The sequence below is a fragment of the Streptomyces sp. genome (assembly GCF_019510245.1).
In the GTDB taxonomy this organism is placed as follows: Bacteria; Actinomycetota; Actinomycetes; order Streptomycetales; family Streptomycetaceae; genus Streptomyces.
Genome location: NZ_JAEKKT010000442.1, coordinates 1 through 3,083 on the forward strand (window position 1 = coordinate 1; position 3,083 = coordinate 3,083).

Consider the following 3,083-nt stretch of genomic DNA (forward strand, 5'->3'; position numbering starts at 1 on the left):
CCCGCGACACCGGCATGACCCGCGACGACCTCGCATGGGGCGCCACCGCGACCCTGGCGCGGGAACGCCTCGCACAGCCCGACCCTCTCGACGAACTCGCCGCGCAGGCCATCGTGGACGAACTCGCCGAACGGACCCCGTGCCGGTGGGGCCGTCAGCACACCGACGCGGTTCGTGCCGCGCTGTACCGGACTCTGGCCGACCTCACCGACGTCCTCCTGGAAGTGTCGGAGTCCACCCCGACTCCCCTCCACTGGACCACCCACGACGACGCAGGGCGCGCCTCGGCCCTGATCGGCGGAGTGGTCCACGACGTGGTCGTCCAGCAGGCGGAGAACGCACCCTCTGCCGCACAGCCCGTCTGGCACCACCCTTCGGCCCCTGCCGCGAGCACCGCCTGGCAGTGGCGGATCACGAACGGACCGGCCGGCCGTGCCTCCCACGGCTGCGGACCCTTCCCCTCCGCGCTCGCGGCACGGCACGCATCGGAGTGCGCGATCACGGCACTCGCCGCCGGGAGATGCAGTCTGTGAAGGGCGCGACAATTCGTTCGGTTCTCGGAGTACGACACCGACCGAGCCTGATTGAGCAGATGACGGGACGGCCCGTCGAGGCATCCTCCGGCAAGACCCACGACGCCGTCTCAACCGGGGCGGTGACCGCTGTTCAACATCCCCTCTCAGTGAACGGCGGTTCCGCATGTCCCGCGGCGGGTGAGCGCTTCATCGGGCGGATCGATCGCGGATGATCAGCCGGCGCCAGCGCCGACGCTCCGTGACGAGGGTGGCGGCGGCCAGCAGGGTCACCGAGACGGCCGCCCAGGCGGACCAGGCCAGCCAGGAGGAGACCACGGCCGCGGCAAGCTGGAGCAGCACCAGCAGGATCGTGATCCGGCCCGGCACCGCGATGATCACATTGGCCTTGTCCCCCGGAGTGGAGAAGAGGGTCGGAAGGCCGATCAGGGCCACCACGGACAGGGCGGCGAGCAGCCATGAATGGCCGGCCAGGGCCCAGGGGGTGGCCACCCACGCGACAAGTTCCGTCGCGAAGCGCAGGCCGGACGCGGCGCGGTCGTCCGGCCGCCCCGAAGTTCTTTGCCCACCAGCAGCGTTGGTCACCTGTGGACGATCTCACGGTGCCTGGTCCGCTGCCATGGTCCGGACGGTCCCGTGACCCCTACCGGCGGGAACGCCCCGGTTTCGCCGCCTGAAACGCTCGGTCGGACCGACGCAGAGCTGCGAACACCCCGAGCCCGGCGAGAGCGAGGAGCGCACCGCCCCCGACGGCCGTCCCCAGCCGCAGACCGGGCGGACGGAAGCTGCAGGTCACACTCGTCGAGGTGCCGTCGAGCGGCACGGCGATCAGCCCGTGGTACTGCTTCGCGGGTACGGCGGCCGCGTCACCTGCGGCGCAGCGCCAGCCGGCGATCCGGGGCGCGGCCACGACGGCGACGCCCTTGCTGCCCGCCGGGAGCTGGGCCCTGATCGTGCCGCCGGAGCCGGAGACGGTCACCTTGGTGGCGCCGGTGGCCTTGAGCTGTCGTACGACAGTGTGCAGGCGGCCGGTGTCCAGGCAGCCGACCGCCTGGTCCGGCACGACGCCCAGCCGGTTCGCGGTCAGCTCGATCGTGAGCCGCCCGGAGTCCGGGACCGTGCCGAGGCGCTGCATGGCGGCGATCTTGGTGAGGGGCCGCCAGTCGGCCCGGAACCGTCCGGTCAGGCCGTGCGCGGAGGGCCCGGCCAGCCGCGCGGTGCCCGCGAAGTACGGCGCCCAGAGGTAGACCTCGCTGCCCGCCCGGCACCGCGCGGTGATCGTCGCCCTGGCGCCTATGCGCACCCCGTGCCGTTCGTCGGCGCTGCGGACCGGCCGCTTCCCGGCGCCGTTGAGGACGGTGATGCGGGGCAGGGTGTAGACGCGGGCGCCCAGCAGCAGCTCCTGGTTGCGGTACGGCGACGGCCCGAAGGCACCGGTCGCGGCGGACGGCCGTACCGTCACCAGGGGCGGGACGTCCTCGCGGGTCACGGTCTCCCCGGTGCCGTCCTGCGGGAACCAGTTCTGATGCGGGTCCGGCGGGGAGTGCACCCGGGCGCCGACGGAGAAGAGGACGTCCGTCACGGCGTTGTCCAGGCTCTGGAGGCTGCGGCCGCCGGAGGTCCAGCCGCCGCCGAGGGCGGTGAGCGTGCTGCTGAGCACGGCGGAGGTGTGGCTGCTGTAGTACTGGGCACCCTGTCCGCCGACCTCCAGCGGGTCGTTGCCGACGGTCTGCTCCCGGCCCGGGTCGGTGCGGTAGCGGGGCCAGCCGTCGGCCTGCGCGATCGCGTCGGCCTGGGCCTGCTGCCGGGCACCCCAGGGGGCGTAGTCGTCCATGTGCCCGAACCGCATCCGGGTGGCCACGGCGTCGGTGGCGGTGGCCTCGCCCAGCTGCGCCCCGACGAGCAGTACGGCGGCGAGCGCCGCCGGGGCCATGCGCAGCACGGGTCGCTCGCGGCCGAGCAGGATCAGGCCGAGCAGCGCGCCCAGGGCCGCCATCAGGAACACCGGCCAGGCGAAGGAACGGACCAGCTGACTGCCGCTCGCGACGACCGCGATCAGCGCGAGCAGTCCGGCCGCCGCGCCCAGGGCCCGCCGGTCGAGGGGGCCGTAGGAGAGCGCGTGCCAGGCGGCGATCACCAGCAGGGCACACACCACGAAGGTCTGGCGGTACGAACTGCCCTGCGGGGCGGCGAAGGCGTGCCAGAGCAGATGGGTCGGACCCCACTGCATGGACAGGGTCACGACGAGCACCAGCAGGGTCCACCCCGCGCGCACGCGGCGGGGTGCCGCACGGTGGAAGGGCAGGGCGAGGGCGAGCAGCAGGGCCGTGGTGCCGACGAAGAGGGCCGGGGAGCCGAAGCTGTACGTCGTCGGCAGCAGCCGGGCCAGCAGGTCCTGCGCGCCCACCGGAGCGAACCGGGTGAACCGGCCCTCTGAGGCGTGCGCGCTGCCGAAGTACACGACCGTCACCAGGGGCGCGGCCAGGCCCATGCCGAGCGCGAAGGTCAGGGCGGCCCGGCCCGCGGCGGTGAGCCTGCGGCGGCGGGGCA

At 73.6% G+C, this 3,083-nt stretch carries 3 protein-coding genes; 1 reads left to right on the plus strand and 2 read right to left on the minus strand.

Annotated elements, in window-relative coordinates; all coding sequences use genetic code 11:
* The coding region (locus tag JF597_RS53655; protein WP_294014328.1) for a hypothetical protein at positions 1-533 on the plus strand (533 nt) is incomplete at its 5' end.
* 189 nt (positions 534-722) lie between these two features.
* On the opposite strand, the gene JF597_RS53660 is transcribed toward JF597_RS53655, so the two are convergent.
* Positions 723-1,118, minus strand: a complete 396-nt coding sequence (locus tag JF597_RS53660) for a hypothetical protein (RefSeq protein ID WP_294014330.1) — start codon at positions 1,116-1,118, stop codon at positions 723-725.
* 58 nt (positions 1,119-1,176) lie between these two features.
* On the minus strand, positions 1,177-3,083 hold a 1,907-nt coding region (locus JF597_RS53665; RefSeq protein WP_294014332.1), incomplete at its 5' end, for a YfhO family protein.